At 67.1% G+C, this 18229-nt stretch carries 16 protein-coding genes; 9 read left to right on the plus strand and 7 right to left on the minus strand.

What is annotated here, in order from left to right; genetic code table 11:
* The first annotated feature begins 230 nt into the window (after positions 1-230).
* From ASE72_RS08455 to ASE72_RS08465, 3 genes are all read left to right on the plus strand, one after another.
* Positions 231-2318 carry a S9 family peptidase gene (locus ASE72_RS08455; protein ID WP_235532300.1) on the plus strand — a complete coding sequence of 696 codons (2088 nt, stop codon included), beginning with the start codon at positions 231-233 and terminating at the stop codon, positions 2316-2318.
* Positions 2319-2541: 223 nt separating this feature from the next.
* Complete coding sequence (locus ASE72_RS08460; RefSeq protein WP_235532301.1) at positions 2542-3087, plus strand: DedA family protein; 546 nt, start codon at positions 2542-2544, stop codon at positions 3085-3087.
* Positions 3084-3482, plus strand: coding sequence for an acyl-CoA thioesterase (locus ASE72_RS08465; RefSeq protein ID WP_200916218.1), 399 nt, complete (start codon positions 3084-3086; stop codon positions 3480-3482). Before ASE72_RS08460 ends, ASE72_RS08465 begins: the two co-directional genes overlap by 4 nt.
* A gap of 94 nt (positions 3483-3576) precedes the next feature.
* Here the strand turns inward: ASE72_RS08465 and ppc are convergent, their stop codons facing one another.
* The 3 genes from ppc to ASE72_RS08480 all read right to left on the minus strand — a co-directional run bounded on the left by ppc (position 3577) and on the right by ASE72_RS08480 (position 7351).
* On the minus strand, positions 3577-6267 hold the full coding sequence (gene ppc, locus ASE72_RS08470; RefSeq protein WP_056019606.1) for a phosphoenolpyruvate carboxylase: 2691 nt from the start codon (positions 6265-6267) through the stop codon (positions 3577-3579).
* Between the two features lie 96 nt (positions 6268-6363).
* Positions 6364-6741: an EF-hand domain-containing protein gene (locus ASE72_RS08475; protein WP_056019609.1), complete on the minus strand. Its 378-nt coding sequence runs from the start codon at positions 6739-6741 to the stop codon at positions 6364-6366.
* A 43-nt stretch (positions 6742-6784) separates the two neighbouring features.
* Positions 6785-7351 (minus strand): HNH endonuclease, encoded by a 567-nt coding sequence (locus ASE72_RS08480; protein ID WP_056019612.1) that lies wholly within the window; start codon positions 7349-7351, stop codon positions 6785-6787.
* Between the two features lie 74 nt (positions 7352-7425).
* Here ASE72_RS08480 and gluQRS point away from each other — a divergent pair, with 74 nt between their 5' ends.
* Positions 7426-8304: a tRNA glutamyl-Q(34) synthetase GluQRS gene (gene gluQRS, locus ASE72_RS08485; protein WP_056019615.1), complete on the plus strand. Its 879-nt coding sequence runs from the start codon at positions 7426-7428 to the stop codon at positions 8302-8304.
* Positions 8305-8534: 230 nt separating this feature from the next.
* Here the strand turns inward: gluQRS and ASE72_RS08490 are convergent, their stop codons facing one another.
* Positions 8535-10010 (minus strand): S41 family peptidase, encoded by a 1476-nt coding sequence (locus tag ASE72_RS08490; RefSeq protein ID WP_082445911.1) that lies wholly within the window; start codon positions 10008-10010, stop codon positions 8535-8537.
* Positions 10011-10172: 162 nt separating this feature from the next.
* On the opposite strand from ASE72_RS08490, the gene ASE72_RS08495 reads away from it, so the two are divergent.
* The 4 genes from ASE72_RS08495 to egtD all read left to right on the plus strand — a co-directional run bounded on the left by ASE72_RS08495 (position 10173) and on the right by egtD (position 13304).
* The gene (locus ASE72_RS08495; protein WP_056019618.1) at positions 10173-10400 is read left to right on the plus strand and encodes a twin transmembrane helix small protein; all 228 of its coding nucleotides are present in this window, start codon (positions 10173-10175) and stop codon (positions 10398-10400) included.
* A 17-nt stretch (positions 10401-10417) separates the two neighbouring features.
* On the plus strand, positions 10418-10984 hold the full coding sequence (locus ASE72_RS08500) for a cob(I)yrinic acid a,c-diamide adenosyltransferase (protein WP_056019621.1): 567 nt from the start codon (positions 10418-10420) through the stop codon (positions 10982-10984).
* Between the two features lie 65 nt (positions 10985-11049).
* Positions 11050-12327 carry an ergothioneine biosynthesis protein EgtB gene (gene egtB, locus ASE72_RS08505; RefSeq protein ID WP_056019623.1) on the plus strand — a complete coding sequence of 426 codons (1278 nt, stop codon included), beginning with the start codon at positions 11050-11052 and terminating at the stop codon, positions 12325-12327.
* Positions 12327-13304, plus strand: coding sequence for an L-histidine N(alpha)-methyltransferase (gene egtD, locus ASE72_RS08510; RefSeq protein WP_056019626.1), 978 nt, complete (start codon positions 12327-12329; stop codon positions 13302-13304). Before egtB ends, egtD begins: the two co-directional genes overlap by 1 nt.
* A gap of 151 nt (positions 13305-13455) precedes the next feature.
* On the opposite strand, the gene ppa is transcribed toward egtD, so the two are convergent.
* The 3 genes from ppa to ASE72_RS08525 form a co-directional block, all read right to left on the minus strand.
* Positions 13456-14034 carry an inorganic diphosphatase gene (gene ppa, locus ASE72_RS08515; protein WP_056019629.1) on the minus strand — a complete coding sequence of 193 codons (579 nt, stop codon included), beginning with the start codon at positions 14032-14034 and terminating at the stop codon, positions 13456-13458.
* Between the two features lie 76 nt (positions 14035-14110).
* Positions 14111-16024, minus strand: coding sequence for a M61 family metallopeptidase (locus ASE72_RS08520; RefSeq protein ID WP_056019632.1), 1914 nt, complete (start codon positions 16022-16024; stop codon positions 14111-14113).
* Between the two features lie 206 nt (positions 16025-16230).
* Entirely contained in the window at positions 16231-16893 is a 663-nt protein-coding gene (locus ASE72_RS08525) for a DUF1345 domain-containing protein (RefSeq protein WP_056019636.1), read from the minus strand.
* Positions 16894-16941: 48 nt separating this feature from the next.
* On the opposite strand from ASE72_RS08525, the gene hisS reads away from it, so the two are divergent.
* Positions 16942-18186, plus strand: coding sequence for a histidine--tRNA ligase (gene hisS / locus ASE72_RS08530; RefSeq protein WP_056019639.1), 1245 nt, complete (start codon positions 16942-16944; stop codon positions 18184-18186).
* Positions 18187-18229 lie beyond the last annotated feature (43 nt).

An 18229-nucleotide genomic window follows, 5' to 3' on the forward strand; every position in this document is an offset into this window, starting at 1 on the left:
TGCCGCCGCGTCCGCACGCCCTCGCCGTCATCCTGACGAAGGTCAGGATCCAGAGCCACGAGCGCTCAGGTTAGCAACCCTGGATCCTGACTTTCGTCAGGATGACGGGAGGAGGGGGCGGGGATGACGGGGGAGGGGGCGTGGGCCGCGGTTGCCTGCGTCTGGGTGCAGGCGGGGAGGGCCTCTTGCGTTGGCTTCCGGTCGTCGGGGCGGTAACAGGGGGGATGACCATGAATTCCCCTGCCATCTCCTCGCCCGAGACCCCATCCGTGCCGCCGCGTGCCGAGCAGCGGCCGCACAGCTTCACCGCGCATGGCGTGACGATCGAGGATCCCTATGCATGGCTGAAGGATCCCAACTATCCCGAGGTCGATGACGCAGACGTGCTGGCGTATCTCGCCGCCGAGAATACCTATTTCGAGGCGCAGATGGCGCCGCACAAGGCGCTGACCGACACGTTGTACGAAGAGATGAAGGCGCGGATCAAGGAGGACGAATCCTCGGTCCCGCAAAAGGACGGCGACTGGCTCTACTGGACCGCCTACGAGACCGGCGGGCAGTACAAGAAATGGTGGCGCAAGCCCGTTGCGGGCGGTCCCGACGAGCTGCTGCTCGACGAGCCGGCGCTGGCCGAGGGGCATGAATATTTCCGGCTCGGCGCGTTCTCGGTCAGCAATGACGGGCGCTATCTCGCCTATGCGATCGACGACAATGGCAGCGAGCGGTTCGAGGTCCGGGTCAAGGACCTGAACACCGGCGAGCACCTGCCCGACGTCATCCCGGGCATGCTGAGCGAGATCGTGTGGACCGCGGACGATGCGGGCTTCCTCTACGGTCTGGCGAACGAGCAGTGGCGGACCGACAATGCGCGGTTCCACCGGCTGGGGACGCCGATCGCGGACGACGTCGTGCTGTTCCACGAGGAGGACGAGGGCTTCCGCGTCGGCGTCGGCGAGACGAGTTCGCGCAAGTGGATCGTGATCGCGACGAGCGACCATGTGACGAGCGAGATCTACCTGCTGCCCGCGCATGAGCCGCTGGCGGTGCCGATCCTGGTGTCCGCGCGGAAGGTTGGCCGCGAATATGACGTCGACGAGCATGACGGGACGCTGTTCATCCACACCAACGACGTTGATCCGAACTTCCGGCTGTGCACCGCGCTGGTCGAGGAGCCGGGGGCGTGGACCGAACTGATCCCGGCGTCGCCGACCTTCTACATGACGGGCGTGGAGTGCTATCAGGACTTCTTCGTGGTCGACGGGCGCGAGGACGGGCTCGATCAGATCGCGATCCACCGGTACGAGACGCCGACCGAGGGCAAGCGGATCGAGTTTCCCGAGGCGAGCTATGTCGCCGGGCTCGGCGATAATCCCGAATATGACATGACCGTGCTGCGGCTCGGCTATGAGTCGATGGTCACGCCGGGGACGGTGTACGACTATGACGTCGATACCGGTGAGCGGACGATGCTCAAGGTGCAGGAGATTCCGAGCGGTTACGACGCGGCGAAATACGCGACCGAGCGGCTGAAGATCACCGCACGCGACGGCACCGAGATTCCGGTGTCGATCGTCTATCCGGCGGGGTTCGTGCGCGACGGGTCGGCGCCTGTGTTCCTCTATGCCTATGGCGCCTACGGCTATGCGATCCCGCCGGGCTTCTCGACCGGGCGGATGAGCCTGCTCGATCGCGGCTTTGCCTATGCGATCGCGCATATCCGCGGCGGCGATGACCTCGGCCAGCAATGGTATCTCGACGGCAAGCTGGAGAAGCGCGAGAACACGTTCAACGATTTCGTCGACGTGGCCAAGGCGCTGGTCGAGGCGAAGTGGACGTCTGCGGGGCGGATCGCGATCGCCGGGCGGTCTGCGGGTGGCGAGCTGATGGGCGCGGTGGTCAATTCCGACCCTGAGCTCTGGGGCCCGGTGATCGCCGACGTGCCGTTCGTCGACGTGCTCAACACGATGCTCGATGCCGAATTGCCGCTGACGCCGGGCGAATGGCCCGAATGGGGCAATCCGATCGAGGACCCTGCGGCGTTCGCGCTGATCCGTTCCTATTCGCCGTACGACAACGTCAAGGCGCAGGCCTATCCGCCGATGTTCATCAGCGGAGGGCTGAACGATCCGCGTGTGACCTATTGGGAGCCCGCGAAATGGGCGGCCAAGCTGCGGCTGATGAAGACCGACGACAATGTGCTGTTGCTCAAGACGAACATGGGCGCGGGGCATGGCGGCAAGTCGGGCCGGTTCGAGTCGCTCCGCGAGGCGGCGGAGGAGCATGCGTTCGTGCTATGGCAATTGGGCGTGGCTGGGTGAGACCTGGGTCGCGTGACACCGCCGAGAAGGGGGTGTTCACGCGATGGCGCGAAGGCGCGAAGAAGATTGGTTCGCGCGGAGGCGCGGAGACGCGGAGACGAGTGAGAATGTTATGCTTTTCTGCTCTGCGTCCTCCGCGCCTCCGCGTGAAAACTCTTAATCTTTGCGCCTTCGCGCCTTCGCGTGAACAAAGGTCGCTTGCCGCGTGACGATCGAGGCGTTGGTGGCCCGCTACGGTGTCGTTGCGATCTTTCTGGGCGCGGGGGTCGAGGGGGAGGCGGCGGTCGTGACGGGCGGGGTGCTGGCGCATCAGGGGCTGGTGTCGCTGGCGGGCGCGATGGCGGCGGCGGTGATCGGGTCGTTCGTTGCGGATCAGCTGTTCTTTGCCGGCGGGCGGTATTTTCGCGAGTCGCGCCCGATTGCGGCGATCCGGCGGCGATCAGCCTATGCGCGCGCGATCGACCTGCTCGAACGCTATCCGCGGCGGTTCATCTTTGCCTATCGCTTCGTCTACGGGATCCGCACCGTCAGCCCGATCGCGATCGGGACGAGCCGGATTTCACAGGGCTTGTTCCTGGCGGTGAACCTCGCCGCAGCGATCGTGTGGGGCTGTGCGTTCAGCGCGATCGGCTATGCCTTTGGCAACGTCTTCGAACACTGGCTGGCGCAGATCGGTACGGAGCGGCTGATCCTGATGGGCATCGGTATAGCGGTGGTCGCGGTCGGCGGCTGGTTCGCGTGGCGGAAATGGCGGGAGCGCAGCGCATGACCTTCACGATGACGATCACCGCGGCCGAGGCGGATATCGACGAGCTGGGGCACGTCAACAATGCCGTCTGGGTCCAGTGGATCCAACGGATCGCGACCGCGCATTGGGAGGCGGTCGCGCCCGCCGAGCACAAGGTAGCCTATGTCTGGGTCGTGACGCGGCACGAGATCGACTATCGCGGCAGCGTGGTCGCGGGCGAGACCGTGACCGGCGAGACCTGGGTCGAGGGCGGACCGAAGGGCGCGCGGTTCGACCGGCATGTGCGGTTCGTCGGCGATGACGGGCGCGTGAAGCTCGACGCGGTGACGACATGGGCGCTGCTCGACCGCGCGAGCGGGCGGTTGCTGCGCGTGCGGCCGGAGATTGCGGCGCCGTTCTTTGACGGGGCGGGCTGAGGGTTTGGGGTGAGGGTTTTGGCCTCACTTGCCCTCACCCTTCCCGCGGCAAGGGCCGCGGGCCCCTTCCCTCTCCCCCGGGGGGAGAGGGAGATTAGCCGGAGTTTCTCAGGCCGGTGGCGATCGCGTTGATCGACAGCAGGATCGCCTCGCCGATGCGCGCATCCTCCTCGCCCGCGCGACGACGTTTGATCAGCTCGATCTGGAGCAGGTTGAGCGGCTCGATATAGGGCAGGCGCAAGCGGATCGACGCCTCGAGCGCGGGGTGCTTTTCGAGCAGGCGCGACTGGCCTGTCGCGTCGAGCAGCCCGTCATGCGTCTGCTGCCAGCCGTCGCGGATCCGGCCGAAAACGGTGTCGCGCAGTGCCCGATCCTCGACCAGCCCCGCATAGCGTTCGGCGATCGCCATGTCCGACTTCGCCAGCACCATCTCCAGATTGGCGAGCGCTGAGGCGAACAGCGGCCAGCCCTGCGCCATGTCGCGGAGCAGCGCCTTGTCCTCGAACCCGGCGAGCGCCTGGCCGACGCCGTACCAGCCCGGCAGCATGACGCGCGCCTGCGCCCAACTGAACACCCAGGGGATCGCGCGCAGATCCTCGATCCGGTCGGACTTGGTGCGGCTGGCGGGACGGCTGCCGATCTTGAGCCCGGCGATCTCGGCGATGGGCGTCATCTGGCGGAAGACCGTGCGGAAGCCCCGGTCGTCGCCGTTGCTGCCGTAGACGAGGTCGCGATAGCTGTGGAACGCGGTGTCGCTGAGCCGGTCCATCGCGTCGCAGAAGCGCGTGGTGTCGGCGCTCGAGAGGCGTTCGGGCTCGAGGCTGGCGAGCAGGGTGGCCGAGGCGATCGCCTCGAGATTGGTCATCGCCGCGTCGCGCGTGCCGTATTTGGCGGCGATCACCTCGCCCTGTTCGGTGATGCGGATACGGCCCTGCACGGTGCCGCTGGGCTGCGCACGGATCGCCGCGAACGCCGAGCCGCCGCCGCGCCCGACCGCGCCACCGCGGCCGTGGAACAGCTGCATGCCGACGCCCGCCTGTTCGAACACGGGCTTGAGCGCGGTAGACGCCTTGGACAATTGCCAGGTGGACGTGAGGTAGCCGCCATCCTTGTTGCTGTCCGAATAGCCGATCATCACCTCCTGATGACCGCGTGCCTTGGCGATCGTCGCGATCTCGGGCAGCGCGAACCAGGCGGTCATCACCGCGGGCGCGGCCTCGAGATCGCCGATCGTCTCGAACAGCGGGACGGCCATGATCGCCGCGGTCGGAGTGTCGCCGGGGCGGTAGAGGCCGACCTCCTTGAGCAGCAGATTGACCTCGAGCAGGTCGCTTACCGACTGCGCCATCGAGACGATGTAGTTGGTGATGCAGGCGGGGCCATAGGCGGCATGCGCGTCGGCGGCGGCCTGGAGGATCGCGAGCTCGCCCGCGGTTTCCTCGCTGTAATCGGCAAAGCGGGTGGTGAGCGGGCGCGCGTTGGCGAGTTCGCGGCGGAGCAGCGCAACGCGTACCTCCTCGTCGAGCGCGCAATAGTCCGGCTCGACACCCGACACCTTGAGCAGTTCGGCGACGACGCGTTCGTGGACCGCGCTGTTCTGGCGCAGGTCGAGCGTGGCGAGGTGGAAGCCGAACGTCTCGACCGCGCGGATCAGCCGGCCGAGCGCGCCGCCGGTCTTGAGCGCGGTGCCGAGCCCGTGCGCAAGCGTGACGAGATCGGCGCGCAGGTCCGCGGGACTCGCATAGGCGGCGCCCGTCAGGCGGCCGGGACGCGGCGCGGGCTTGCCGGTCAGCGCCTGGTGGGTCGCGGCGAGACGCGCGTAGATGCCTGACAACGCGCGGCGATAGGGCTCGTCGGCACGGCTGGTCGCGTCGTCGCCGCTCGCCGCGGCAAGCGCTTCGATCGCGGGGTCGGCGGTGGCATGTTCGGTCGAGATCGACAGTTCGGCGCCCAGCGCGTGGACCGCCTCGCAATAATAGCCGAGCACCGCCTCGCTCGCCTTGGCAAGCGCGGTCCGCAGCGAGTCGGCGGTGACATAGGGATTGCCGTCGCGGTCGCCGCCGATCCAGCTGCCGGGCTTGAGGAAGCTCGGCGTGCGTTCGCCGAGCGCGCGGTCCCAGCGCTGGTAGAGTGCGGGGAGCGCGGGGAGGAAGACGTCGCGCAGATAGCTAAGCGCGGTATCGACCTCGTCCGCGACATAGAGCCGGTCGCGGCGCAGCACGCGCGTCTGCCACAGCAAGGCGATCTGGCGGAGGATCGCGTCCTCGACCTGATCGCCGTCGGGAGTCGTATCGCGCCCGGTATCGCGCAGCAGCATGAGCTCGGCGATCCGGTTGCGGTGGTCGATCATGCTCTTGCGCCGCACCTCGGTCGGGTGCGCGGTGAGCACGGGGACGATCAGCGCGTGGTCGAGCAGCGCGCGGACCTGCGTACGGTCGATCCCCTCGGACTCGAGCCGGGTGATCGCGGCGGCAAGGTCGGCGCCCTCCTCGGCGGCGATCCCCTGGCGATCCTCGGCGAGATTGGCGAGCATCGAGAACAGCATGAAGCCGCGCACGAAGTCGAGCGTCTCGTCGAGGCTGAGTTTCTCGAGGCTGAGGTCAACCGCGCTGTGATCGCCGTCGCGGCCCGCCGAGGCATCGCGGTGGCGCTCGACCGAGGCGCGACGAATCGTCTCGGTCGCCTCGAACAGCCGGTCGCCGCCATAGAGCCGGATGACGTCGCCGAGCAGCGTGCCGAGGAAGCGGATGTCGGGATTGTTCGCGATTGCGGGAAGACTTGCCATCCGCCTTTGCTGCGCTGCGACAGGGATCAGGTCAACCGTCGACGCTTCGACGCGCGATGAATTCTGGCTGCGCCGAGGCGTGTTTGCGACATAAAATTACGGCTGCTGGCGTTTGCGCGATTCGGCGCGTTCCTCCGATGTGACGGTGCCGTCGCGGTTCAGGTCCATCCGGTCGAACCATTGCAGCGTCCCCTCGCTCCATTCGATCGCGGTGATCACGCCGTCCTTGTTGCGGTCGAACGCCTTGATCCGCGCATTGGGGGAGGGCAGCTCGTCCTTGGTGATGCGATCATCGGCGTTGCGGTCGAGCGTGCGGAACCGCCGCTCCATGCTGGCGCCGAAGTCGAGCCGCGAGGTGACCGAAGGGGGCACGAACCCGGCCGCGCCGGCATCCGCCTGGGCGCGCTGCGCGTCCTTGTCGCCGCATCCCGCCACGACCAGACCCGCCGCCATCACACCCAAGATCACCCGCATCGATCAGTCTCCCAAGACCCACTTCGCGCAGCCGATCGCCCGGTCACGCTTCGAGTTCAATGTCCCAGTAAAGCCAATCGTGCCAGGTTTCGTGCAAATAATTTGGCGGAAAGCTGCGACCATGCTCGTGCAGATGCCAGTTGGTCGGGCGAATCGGCTCGAGATGGAGCGGCATCGCGGCCTGGCGCGGCGTGCGTCCGCCCTTTTTGAGGTTGCACGGCGCGCAGGCGGTGACGACATTCTCCCATGTGGTGCGCCCGCCTTGCGCGCGCGGGATGACATGGTCGAAGGTGAGATCGCGCAGCTTGCCGCAATATTGGCAGGTGAACTTGTCGCGCAGGAACAGGTTGAAGCGGGTGAAGGCGGGAAATTGCGACGGTTTGACGAACTGCTTGAGCGCGATCACCGAGGGCAGCTTGAGCGCGAAATTGGCGCTGCGCACCTCGCGTTCGTAATTGGCGACGATATCGACGCGATCGAGGAAGACGGCCTTTACCGCGGTCTGCCAGGGCCAGACGCTCAGCGGATAATAGGAAAGCGGCGTATAATCGGCATTGAGCACGAGCGCCGGACACCCATCAGGGTGGCGTATCAGGTCGGGGTGAAACACGGCTCCTCCCACAGAATTCCCGAAACCGCTATCGCGCACCGGGATGACGGTGTCATGACAGCACGGCGCGGGACATGGGGTCAAGTCCGGTGAACGGCGCGACATTCGTCACGACGCGGTTCGCGCCCAGTCCGACGGGGCGGCTGCACCTGGGGCACGCGATGTCGGCGATCCGCGCGTACGACTTTGCGCGGACACGCGGCGGGCGGTTCCTCCTGCGGATCGAGGATATCGACGTGGGCCGCAGCCGACCCGAGCATGTCGCGGGAATCGTGGAGGATCTGCGCTGGCTCGGGCTCGACTGGGATGATCTGTCGTTCCAGTCGGCGCGGCTGGCGTCGTATCAGGCGGCGCTCGATGCGCTGAAGGCCCGCGGATTGCTCTATCCGTGCTTCTGCACGCGCGCGGAGATCGCGGCGAGCCTGTCCGCGCCGCATGCGGGGGACGCCGCGGTCTATCCGGGGACGTGCCGGCGACTGACGCCCGCCGAGGCAGCGGCGCGGATCGACGAACCGCATTGCTGGCGGATCGATATGGCGGCGGCGCTCGCGGTCACGGGGCCGCTCCGGTGGGAGGATGCGCGGGCGGGGACGGTATGCGCCGATCCGGGCGCGCAGGGCGACGTGGTGCTCGCGCGCAAGGACGCGCCCGCCAGCTATCACCTTGCGGTGACGCTCGACGATGCGGCGCAGGGCGTCACCGACGTGGTGCGCGGCGACGACCTGTTCGCGGCGACCGACGTCCACCGGCTGTTGCAGGCGCTGCTGGGTCTGCCGACGCCGCGCTATCACCACCACCCGCTGATGCTCGGCGCCGACGGGGAGCGGCTGGCCAAGCGCACCGGCGCGCCGTCGCTCGCGGCGATGCGCGAGCGGGGGGAGGACGGGCTTAAGGTCGCGGCGGGGGTGCGGGCGATGCTGGCGAAGGATGCTTCCCACCTGCCGTCATCCTGACGAAAGTCAGGATCCAGCGTTACCGAGGGGCGGCGTGTTTGGCCCTGGATCCTGACTTTCGTCAGGATCCAGGGTGGGGGTTGTGGAGCGCTGGCCATGCCCCTCGTCATCCTGACGCAGGGCAGGATCCACGGTTACGACGTGCGGCGTGTTTGGCTCTGGGCCCTGACTTTCGTCAGGGTGACGGTTTTGGGTGCGGGTGCGTTCGGTCGGGGCGTTCGACCAAGCGATCAGTACAAGCCGGGGACCTCGCGTTGCGGGGTCGTGGGGCGGTCGGGGAGGAGAAGCGTGCGCGTCGGCAGATCCGTCGTCGGGGCGGGGGCGCTGCCGCGCGCCGACGCGGTGATCGCGGTGGCGGTGACCGGCAGGCAGCTGCGGCCCGCGAGGAAGTCGATCGCCTGCCGCGTCGAGGCCTCGCGCGGGTCGCCGAGCGGATAGCGGATATCGTCCTCGGCACGGCAGCTCGCCTCGACCGTGCCCGCAAGCCCGTCATAATAGGCGCCCTGACGCGCGGCGTTCTGCGTCGCGAGCGCGACCACGCGGAGACGGTCATCGCAGGCGGCGCGGTCGAGCCCGATCTGGCCGACGGGCTTGCCATAGGTGTTGGTGCCGATCAGCCCGGCATTGCCGTGGAGATACGGGATCATCGCGTTGATGACGAGCTCGCTCGCGGATGCGGTGCCGCCCGTGCCGATGAACGCGATGCGCGTCGGCGCGATCGATTCGGGCTGCGGCGCGAAGAAGCGCGTCGTGTTGTTCGCGGACTTTTCGGTGCGGTAGGTCGTGTAGCTCGAGACTTCGGACGTCGCGCGGTTGCGGCCAAGCAGGTCGGTCATCAGCTCGGCGATCGAGATCAGCCCGCCGCCATTGTAGCGCAGGTCGATGACGATATCGGTGACGTTCTGCGCGCGGAAACTGGCGAAGGCGGCGCGCAGCGCGGGGTCCGCGGTCGAGATGAACGTCCTGAGATTGAGATAGCCGTAGCTGCGACCGCCATCGGTGATGACCTTCGCACCATAGCGCGTCGAGACGGGCAGCAGCGCGAAATCGGTCTTGGCAAGCGTGACGGTGCGCGTCCCCTGCGCATCGCTGATCTGCAGCACGCGGCTGGTGCCGACGCTGTTGGGCCCCAGCGCGGCCGAGACGCCCGCGCCACCTTCCGCGGCGAAGATCGCGCTGACGGTCCGCAGCGTGGCGGCGCTGGTTCCGATCGCGACGATCTCCGCGCCGCGATCGATCTGCGCCGCAAGCGCGGCACCGCCTTCGAACGATTCGATGATGAAGGCGCGGCGCGCGGTGCCGTCGATGCCGAGACGGAACCCGAAACCCGCATTTTCACCCGCCTGATAATAGGCGTCCTCGTCCCTGATCGACGTCAGATAGGTAAAATAGCGGTCGCGGCGCTGGCTGCGGGCGGTGGCGGTGAGCGCGTCGATATAGCCGTCGACGGTCGTATAGGGTGTCGGATCGAGACTGGCGGGGAGCGTCTCGGGGAACAGATACCATTCGCGCAGCTGCGCCGCGGCCCAGTCCTGTCGTTCGCGCAGGCTGCACCCCGTACTGGCCGTGGGTGTCGGGGTCGATCCCGCAGTCGCGCCCGTACCCGCCCCGGTGCCCGCCGGCGCGCTTGCGAGCATCGAATCCCCGCCGCACGACGCGAGCAGTGCCAACAGTGCCAGGCTGGCGCCGATCCGCCGATTACGCATGTAGAGTTTCCCCTGTTCCTCACAACTTAGCGAGGACAAGCCATGCTGTCTGCGGGTAAATTGCATCCGCTGTGGTGGTCAAATCACGGGGTCGTCGGGGCTATTCGCGGGCGGCGGCGGCCGGCCATTGCGGGACGGTCCCGGCGCGCCTAGATTGTCGTCATGAACACCTTCCTCGTCCTCCTCCTGATCGCGGCAATGATCGCGACCGTCGTGGCTCTGGTGCGGGGGGTGGTGACGTTCCTGCAGGACCAGTCCGCACAGGTGAAGGACGGTGGCCCGAGCGCTGCGTCGCTGAAATCGAACCGGATGATGCAACAGCGGATCTTCTTTCAGGCGATCGCGATCCTGATCGTCGTGCTGATCCTGTTCGCCGCCGGCCGGACCTGATTTCGGACGCGACGACGATGGTGAAGCTGAACAGGATCTACACGCGGACCGGCGACGCGGGGAGCACCGGGCTGGTCGATGGGTCGCGCGTGTCTAAGGCGTGCCCGCGGATGCAGGCGATCGGCGACGTCGACGAGGCGAACAGCGCGATCGGCGTCGCCGCGGTGGCGCTGGGCGATCATCCGATCGCGGCGGCGCTCGAGCGGATCCAGAACGACCTGTTCGATCTCGGCGCGGACATCGCCACACCGGGCGACGATTTCGCGCCGTCCGAAATGACGCTGCGGATCATCGGCACGCAGGTCGAGCGGCTGGAAAGCGAGATCGACGCGATGACCGCGCAGATGGCGCCGCTGACCAGCTTCATCCTGCCGGGCGGATCGCCGGGGGCTACGGCGCTGCATCTTGCGCGCGCGATCACGCGGCGGGCCGAGCGCGCGGTGGTCGCGGTCGACGACCCGATCAATCCAATGGCATTAGCGTATGTTAATCGCCTGTCGGATTTCCTGTTCGTCGCCGCGCGTGCAGTGAACCAAAACGGCGCGAGCGACGTTCTGTGGAAACCGGGGGCAACGCGCGGATAGCGCTCCGTATCGCTGCATCCTTTTACAGGGCCGTGCCGTGTGCACCGCTCGCGCGAGGACAGTCGATGCCGAACCCCGTCCCCTCCCTCAATCCCGCAGATGCGCGCCAGACCGACGCGCTCGGCAAGCGATTCACGGCGGTTCGCGACCTGTCGCTCGCGCTCGCCGCGCCGCTGTCGGACGCGGATGCGACGGTGCAGTCGATGCCCGACGCGTCGCCGACCAAATGGCATCTCGCGCATACGAGCTGGTTCTTCGAGACGTTCGTGCTGCGCGATCATGTCGCGGGGTACCGGTTGCACGACGAGCGCTTCCCGTTCCTGTTCAACAGCTATTACGAGGCGGAAGGGCGGCGGCATGCGCGCGACCGGCGCGGGATGATCACGCGGCCGACGCTCGACGAGGTCCGCGCGTACCGTGCGCATGTCGATGCGGCGCTGATCGCGGCATTGCCCGATCTGCCCGAGGCGGCGCGCGAACTGGTGGCGCTGGGGTGCCATCACGAGGAGCAGCACCAGGAATTGCTGGTGACCGACATCCTCCATCTGTTTTCGGAAAATCCGCTCGAGCCCGCAGTCTGGACCGCGCCGCGCAAGGTACCGGTCGAGATGCCGGGCGCGATCGGCTGGATCGAACGCGACGCCGGGATCGCGCGGATGGGGCATGACGGTGAAGGTTTCGCGTTCGATTGCGAGACGCCGCGGCACGATACGCTGCTGACGCGCCATGCGATCGCTGACCGGACGGTGACGAATGGCGAATGGGCGGCGTTCATCGCCGATGGCGGCTATAGCGAGCCGCGCCACTGGCTCGCCGATGGCTGGGCCTGGGTGAAGGCGGAAGGCATTATCGCGCCGATGTACTGGGAAGAGCGCGACGGCAGCTGGACGCGGTTCGGGCTCGACGGGCGGCGCGCGATCGATCCCGCCGCGCCGGTCACGCATGTCAGCTTCTACGAGGCCGACGCCTATGCCAGCTGGGCGGGCGTGCGGCTGCCGACCGAGGCCGAATGGGAGGCCGTCGCGGCGGACTATGCCGGCGATGGCGGCAACCAGATGGATGCGGCGGGCCCGGTCGAGCCGCGGCCGGCACGCGCCGGCGACCCCGCCTTTTTCGGCGACGTCTGGGAATGGACGGGGAGCGCCTATCGTCCCTATCCGGGCTTTCGCGCGGTAGAGGGTGCGGTCGGCGAGTATAATGGCAAGTTCATGAGCGGGCAGTTCGTGCTGCGCGGCGGGAGCTGCGCGACGCCGCGCGGCCATGCACGCGCGAGCTACCGCAATTTCTTCTACCCGCACCAGCGCTGGCAATTCACCGGCGTCCGGCTTGCCAAGGATATCTGATGTTGAAGCGTGAAATCGAAGACGGCGAGCAGAGCCTGGCCGATCCTGCGTTCCGGGCGGACGTGCTCGACGGCTTTACGCGGCGGCCGCGCGCGATTCCGGCGCGCTGGTTCTACGACCGGCGCGGGTCCGAGCTGTTCGAGGCGATCACCGATCTGCCCGAATATTATCCGACGCGCACCGAGCGATCGATCCTCGAGACCGCGTGCCCCGAGGTCGCCCAGATTGCGGGCGCAGGGCGTGCGGTGGTCGAGTTCGGGTCGGGGTCGTCGACCAAGACGCCGATCCTGCTGAAGGCGGTGGCGCCGTCGGTCTATGTGCCGATCGATATCTCGGGTGATTTCCTGCGCGAATCGTCGCGCGTGCTCGCCGACCAGTTCCCCGAGCTGCTGGTCCTGCCGTTCGAGGCGGATTTCATGAGGCCGCTGGCACTGCCCAAGACGATCGCGGACACGCCCAAGCTCGGTTTCTTCCCGGGATCGACGATCGGCAACATGATCCCGCTGATGGCGGTCGACCTGCTGAAGGCAATGCGTGCGTCGCTCGGGATCGGCGCGATGCTGCTGATCGGGATGGACCGGATCAAGGATCCGGCGGTGCTGGTCCCGGCCTATGACGATGCGCAGGGCGTGACCGCGGCGTTCAACATGAACCTGCTCGAGCGGATCAACCGCGAGCTCGACGCCGACGTGCCGGTCGCGGCGTTCCGGCACAAGGCGGTGTGGAACGACGACCGCGCGCGGATCGAGATGCACCTCGAGGCACAGCGCGACGCGGCGTTCACGATCGAGGGGCGGCCGTTCGATATCGCGGCGGGCGAGACGATCCACACCGAGAACAGCCACAAATACGGGTCGCGCGATGCGCGGATCCTGCTGCGGTCGGGCGGGTGGACGCCGATCCGCGAATGGACCGATCCGGCGGGGTTGTTCTCGCTGTACCTGGCGGAAGCGCAGGCGGAGCGGCCGGCGCCGTAAGTGCGGGAGGACACATGTTGTCCGTCACCCCAGCGAACGCTGGGGTATCGTTTCGCAGGGGCGACGGGGCTTGAGCCGCGGGAGGCCCCAGCTTTCGCTGGGGTGACGTACTTCAATGAAGGGGGCGCCGCGCGACGCCCCCGCTCTGTGATCAGCGGCCTGCGGCGTCGTCCGCGTTCATCGGCTCGTCGCCCTGCTTCTTGGCCGCTTCGTAGCGCTCGATCGCCTCGATCGTGATGCGCTTGGCTTCCTCGGCATCGCCCCACTTGCCGACACGGACCCACTTCGTCTTCTCGAGGTCCTTATAGTGGGTGAAGAAATGCTCGATCTGCTCGAACACGATTTCGGGCATGTCGGCACGCTCGCCGATATTGGCGTAATACGGAAACACCGCGTCGACGGGGACGCAGACGAGCTTCTCGTCGCCACCGGCCTCGTCCTCGAGGTTGAGCACCGCGATCGGACGCGCGCGGACGACGCAGCCCGGGATGAACGGCGAGCGTGCGATCACGAGCGCGTCGAGCGGATCGCCATCGGGGCTGAGCGTGTGCGGCACGAAGCCGTAGTTCGCGGGATAGCGCATCGGCGTGTGCAGGATGCGGTCGACGAACAGCGCGCCCGACGCCTTGTCGAACTCGTACTTCACGGGCTCGCCGCCGGTCGGGACCTCGATGATGACGTTGAGGTCTTCGGGCGGGTTCTTGCCGGTCGGGATGAGATCGATGCGCATGGCGGTCCTTTCAGAAATGACGGTGCCGGCGCTCCACCTCGGGGAGAGCGGCCGGCACCGGAAGATAAAGTGGCTGTCAGCGCGGCATCAGCAGCCTGTCGAGCCCACCGTCACCTGTACCCACCTTCTCGAGCCGCGGATAGCGCGGGCCGTCATGGTAATCGAGCGAGATGTCGCGAAATCGGTCATTGTTCTTCACAGTAAGCCGGATCGGCAGCTTCGTCCCCTGTGCCGCCAGAATCGCCGCCTTGATGCGATCGGACGAATAGGACTCGCCGTTGACCGCCTCGATTTCGGTGCCGATGTCGATCCCCGCCTTGAACGCGACGCTGTCCCAGATCGTCGCGGTGACGACGCCTTCCTTGTTGACGACCATCCCGAGCGAATAGCTGACATCGGTGCCGCGGCTCTTTTCCGCCTGTTTGAGATACGGGCTCTGCACGGGGCCGTAGACGAGCTTGTAGCCGTTCATTGCAAAGCCGTTGATCGGCGCGGGCTTGCCCGTCTCCGTCAGCCGCGTGTTGAGGAAGCCCGCCCAGTCATAGGGGAGGATGCCGTTGAGCGTCTTGGCGACCTCGTCGAACGTGTAGGTGACCTCACCGTAATCGCCGTTGCGGATGCCGAAGAACGCCTTGGCGAAGTCGTCGATCGACTTCTTGCCGCCCGACTTCTGGCGGAGCATCGCGTCGACCTCCATCCAGACCATCAGCCCTTCGTTGTAATAATCCTCAGACCGCTGCCAGCTGGTCCAGCCCTTGGGACGGCGTGCGGAGATGACCGGATCGTTGGTCGTGTCGACCAGCGGCCGCCACTGGCGACCCGGCGCGGTGTCGTAGATGCCGAGGATCGAGGCGTAGCCGTCGAGCGTGTCCTGCTTGCTGACAAGCCCCGAGCGCGCCTGGAGCACATAGCCCCAGAACTGCGTCTGGCCTTCATAGACCCAGAGCAGCGAGTTGCGCATCGGCGTGCGGAAATCGGGGGTCCACAGGTCGGCGCCGCGGCGGAACTTGCCGTCCCAGCTGTGCGAGAATTCGTGCGGCAACAGGTTGCGCGCCGACGCGCCCGTTTCCCATTCGGTGAAATAGCCGGGCCGGACGCCGTTTTCCGAGCTGCGATGATGTTCGAGCCCGATCCCGCCGAGCTGGTCGGTGATCGAGAGCAGGAATTCATAATGATCGTAATGCTCCGCGCCGAACGTGCGCGCGGCCTGCTCGACGAGGCGCTTGTGCGCGTCGATCTGTTCGGGCTTGGCGGCAAGCTGGTCAGGGCTGTCGGCGAAGACGTTGAGGTCGACCTTGGGGCTCAGCGGCCAGACCTTGCCGTACTTGCCCGCGAGGATCGGCGAATCGACGAGGATCTCGTAATTGGTCCGGTCATAGGCATAGGTCGAGCCGGTGACCTTGGCGGGCAGCGCGCCCGCCGCGGTCCAGCCCGCGGGATAGGTGACGGTCATCTTCACCGGGATCTGACGCGTGAAATATCCCGCCGGATACAGGCTGACCGAGTTTGGCTGCAGGCTGATCATCGTCGGGGTCATGACGATGCGGCCCTGGTCCGCCTTGGTCGCCGAGATGAACTGGAAGGTCGCGTCGAGCTGCTTCGTGCCCGCGGGAACGTCGATGTGGAACGCGAAGACGTCGACCGGGTCGCGCGTCCAGGGCAGGATCCGGCCGTTCGCGCGGATCACCAGCCCGGCGAGCTTCTCGATCTCGCCGCGCGGCGAATGCGCGCCGGGGAGCCATTTCGGGAACAGCAGCGCCATCTTGCCCGACGTCGCGACGGGGATCGTCTCCTTCACGCGGAAGATCCCGCGCTCGGTATCGGTCGCATCGACATCGACGAGCAGCGTGCCGGGATAGGGCGTGTCCCGCGCGGCGGGGATGGTGTCGACGAACGGCACCGGCTGCGGTGCAGTGTTGCCGGCGGGGACTTGCGCGACCGCGGGAAGTGCAGACGCGAGCAGGGATGCGACGAGAAGCTTGCGGATCAAGGAAAGGCCTTCCGGCTGAGAGACGATGGCACAGCGTAATCGCGCGAAAGGCCAGTCGTCCAGTCCTTTACCGAGGGCGATAAGGTCGGTTTTCCTACGCTCCCCGCGCCATCCTGGCGGAAGTCAGGATCCAGGGTTACGCGCGGTGGCATGTCGGGCTCTGGATCCTGACTTTCGTCAGGATGACAGAACAGCGAGGGGCAGCGTCAGCTGCTGCCGAGCACGTTGATCGTGAAGGCGAGCACGCCGATGTTGAAGACGAACGCCGCCATGCACTGGCCCAGCGCGACTTTCCGCACGCGGCGCGACGTGATCTCGACGTCGGAGGTCTGAAACGTCATGCCGAGCGTGAACGCGAAATAGGCGAAGTCCCAGTAATCGGGCTCGGCGCACGACGGGAAGTCCAGCCCGCCCGCATCCTTGCCGTCTTCGCCGTCGCTGTAGAACAGATGCGCGTAGTGCAGCGTGTAGACCATGTTGGAGAAGAGCCAGGCGAGCACGAGCGTCGCGACCGAGATCAGGATCGCGACGAGATCGGTCTTGCCCTGCAACTCCTTCGCCACCGCGACGAGCACGACGATCAGGATCGTCCCGCTGAACGCGAGCAGCACCGCGCGGTTGGCGTCGTTCTCGTCCGCATAGCGGCGCATGCGCTCGGCGGTCGCGTTGCGGAACAGAGTCGCGACGGTGGCGAGGAACAGGATAGCGGCGATATCGAACGCCGCCATCGTGCCGCGCCCCAGCCCCAGGCCGACTCCGAACGGGGGAATGAGCGCGACGAGGCCGATCGCGAAGACGATCGCGAACAGGACGAAGCGCGGCGGCGCGACGCGCTGGCCAAGCCCCCAATATCGGACGGGATTGCTCATGGCACGGCGCTAGCGCTTCGCAGGCACGTCGCCTAGATACGCGCCATCATGGCCAGAATAGAAACCCCGCGCCGCGTCCGTGGCACCCAGGACATTTTCGGTGACGAGCAGCGCCGCTTTGCGCACGTGCTCGCGACGTTCGAACGCGTGCGGGCGCTGTACTGCTTCCAGCGGATCGACATCCCGGTGTTCGAATCCACCGCGGTGTTCGCGCGCTCGCTCGGCGAGACGACCGACGTCGTGTCGAAGGAGATGTACAGTTTCGAGGATCGCGGCGGCGATTCGCTGACGCTGCGCCCCGAATTCACCGCGGGGATCGCGCGCGCGTATCTGACCGAAGGCTGGCAGCAGTTCGCGCCGCTCAAGATCACGACGAGCGGCCCGGTGTTCCGCTACGAGCGCCCGCAAAAGGGGCGGTTCCGGCAGTTCCACCAGATCGACGCCGAGGTGATCGGCGCGGCGGAACCCGCGGCGGACGTCGAATTGCTGGTGCTCGCGGATCAGCTGCTCCGCGAACTCGGCATTGCCGAGGGGGTGACGTTGCAGCTCAACACGCTGGGCGACGTGGCAACGCGCGAGGCATGGCGTGCGGCGCTGGTCGCGCATTTCGAGGCGCATCGCGGCGATCTGTCCGAAGACAGCCTGACGCGGCTCGAGAAGAATCCGATGCGGATCCTCGATTCGAAGGATCCGAAGGACCGGCCGATCGCGGACAGCGCGCCCGATATCGACGCGTATCTCACGCCCGAGGCACGCGCGTTCTTCGACGCGGTGACCGCCGGGCTCGATGCCGCGGGCGTCGCGTGGGAGCGCAATGCGCGGCTGGTGCGCGGGCTCGATTACTACCGCCACACCGCGTTCGAGTTCGTGACCGACCGGTTGGGCTCGCAGGGCACCGTGCTCGCCGGTGGACGCTATGACGGGCTGATCGGGTCGCTGGGCGGGCCCGAGACGGCGGGTGTCGGCTGGGCGGCGGGGGTCGAGCGGCTTGCGATGTTGCTGGACGAGCCGGCGGCCGCGGCGATCGATGCGGTCGTGGTGCCGATGGGTGCGGCCGCCGAGGCGCGTGCGACGGGTATCGTCGCGGACCTGCGGCGTGCGGGCGTGGCGGTCGAGATGGCGTACAAGGGCAAGATGAAGGCGCGGATGGCGAAGGCGGACGCGCTCGGCGCGCGCTTCGCGATCATCCTCGGCGACGACGAACTCGCCAAGGGCGTCGCCGCGGTGAAGACGCTCGGCGCGGGCACGCAGGTCGAGGTGGCGTTTGCCGATCTGGCGGAGGCGCTGCGTTGAGCCTCCCCGTCATCCCGGCGCAGGCTGGGATCCAGAGCCATGA

It is taken from the genome of Sphingomonas sp. Leaf20 (genome assembly GCF_001421535.1).
In the GTDB taxonomy this organism is placed as follows: domain Bacteria; phylum Pseudomonadota; class Alphaproteobacteria; order Sphingomonadales; family Sphingomonadaceae; genus Sphingomonas.